Below are 2,145 nucleotides of genomic sequence, written 5' to 3'. Positions count from 1 at the left end.
ACACATCAGCACGAGACAGCAGCCCATATCGCCAGCTCAGAACACTAATCCCCAGTCAGAACCCGTCGTAACTTCGGTCTAAAACAAGGCGGACTCATTCACTGGGGGCCATGCCAGGGGACTTACCCGTGTTGTCGTCGCCAGCGTGACAACAACAGTGGATATTTACAATTCCTCGTGAGTGCGATCAGATGATCAGTTCGATGAGGTGTTGGGCCAGCGCGTTGGGGCTGGGGTGGTCGAAAACCACGGTGGCCGGCAGTGTCAGCCCGGTGTGTTGGGTCAAACTGTTGCGTAGTTCTAACGCGGTCAAAGAATCGATACCGAGGTCTTTAAACGGGCGGTCGGGATCTAAAGCGGCCGGATCAGGGTGAGCGAGCACCGTGGCCGTGATCGCGGTAACCATCGAGATCACGGTTTGGCGTTGCTGGGCAGCGCTTTGACCGGCCAGCTGCGCCATGACGGTGCTGGCCGGCGAATGGGCCTGAGGGCGCACGGTGGTTAGGGCGGTTATTTCGGTGAGCAGCGGGTGGGCGCGCCTGGCGGTGAAGATGTCGAGGAATTGGTTCCAATTGACATCGGCCACGGTGATGTGGGTGTCGTTGGTGTTGAGGCTGTGCTGCAGTGCGTTAAGGGCGGTTTGGGGGGGGATGGCGTTGATGCCGATGCGGTGGAAGTGCTCCAGGATGTGAGGAGCCAAACTGGCGTGGGTGGGTTGTTGGTCTGCCCACAGGCCCCAGGCTATCGATAGTGCCTGGGTGCCGGTGTGGGCGCGTAGTTGGCAGGCCAGGGCGTCAAGGTGGGCGTTGGCGGCGGCGTAGCAGCCTTGGTGGGCGCCGCCCCAGGTCGCTGCGGCTGAGGAGAACAGGATGAAGGTGTCAGGTGGGTCCTCGCTGAGCAGTTCCGCAAGGTTGTCGGCTCCGATGGCTTTGCTGTAATCAGCGCAGAATTGGGCGGTGGTGACCTCGGAGATGAGGTGGTCTGTGATCGTTGCTGCCGCGTGAACGACGGTACGTATGGGTCCATGTTGGCGACGGGCTTGGGTGAGAAAGGCTGCTAAAGCATGGCGGTCGGTGACATCGACTGAGGCTAATGTGGTGCTCACCCCGGCAGCGTGAAGTTCTTTTTGCAGTTGTGTCCCTGAAGAGCTGTGCGCAGCGGTACGGCTGACCAAGATGAGGTGACTGGCTCCAGCCCGGGCAAGCCAGTGGGCGATGTGTTTGCCTAGCCGCCCTGTCGCCCCGGTGATTAATGCTGTTCCCGACGAGGTCCAGCCGGGCTCCACATGGGCCGGCAGCGGTGCCGGATAAAGACGTCGAGCGCTGATCTTGTGCGCGCCTATGGCAAGTTGATCTTCAGATTGCGGACAACTCAAAAGGGTGTAAAGCTGCCTTAAGTGTTGCGGCGTGGGCAATTCGGGAAGGTCGATAAGCCCTCCCCACCGGTCGGGGTGTTCTAGACACAGCGATTGTCCTAGACCCCACACAGCGGCCTGGGCGCAGCTGGCGGGCTCACCGCCGCCAGCTACCTCGACCGCGCCTTGAGTCACGAGCCACAAAGGGACACTCAGGCTGCTGTTGGCGTAGGCCTGCCCGACCAGCAACGTAGAAATCAGCCCGCGTGATATCCCCGGAAAATCCGGATGAGGCCGTTCATCAAGCGCTAAAAAAGATACAATTCCATCGCAGTGAGCACCCGCAACAGCCGTCGATAATAAACCCGTCAACGAATTACTACCGACGTCGCTGGGATTGACAACCAAAATTTCGATATCCGAACCATAATGCTCAGACAAACCAGTCACCCAGGAATCACTATCGGCCTGCTCGGGAAACGCCACAACAAGCCATCGTTGCCGGGTCGGCCCTAACTCATTTAACACCACACTTTGCCAACCGACCCGATACCGTAACGAGTCCACCACCACACGAGCCTGACGATCTGCACGCCATCGCCGCAAAGCCCCCACCACCGCAGGCAGCGCCGCCGCATCCCCATCACCAAGAGCCAACATCTGCGCCACCGTGTCGATGGCCTGCTCATCAACGGCTTTCCACAGCAAATCTTCCCCCGCAGCGCTGACATCGGCGCTCGAGGCGGTGCTGGGGGTTAGCCAGAAACGGCGGTGTTGGAAGGGGTAGGTGG

At 60.0% G+C, this 2,145-nt stretch carries 1 protein-coding gene; it reads right to left on the bottom strand.

Translation table 11 applies throughout. The features are described 5' to 3' along the window. Window positions 1–187 precede the first annotated feature (187 nt). On the bottom strand, window positions 188–2,145 hold a 1,958-nt coding region (locus tag BST40_RS27870), incomplete at its 5' end, for a beta-ketoacyl reductase (RefSeq protein ID WP_208618945.1).

This window comes from Mycobacterium persicum (assembly GCF_002086675.1).
Classification (GTDB): domain Bacteria; phylum Actinomycetota; class Actinomycetes; order Mycobacteriales; family Mycobacteriaceae; genus Mycobacterium; species Mycobacterium persicum.
The sequence above is the reverse complement of the archived record's forward strand: the minus strand, read 5'-3'. Positions and strand labels throughout refer to the sequence as shown.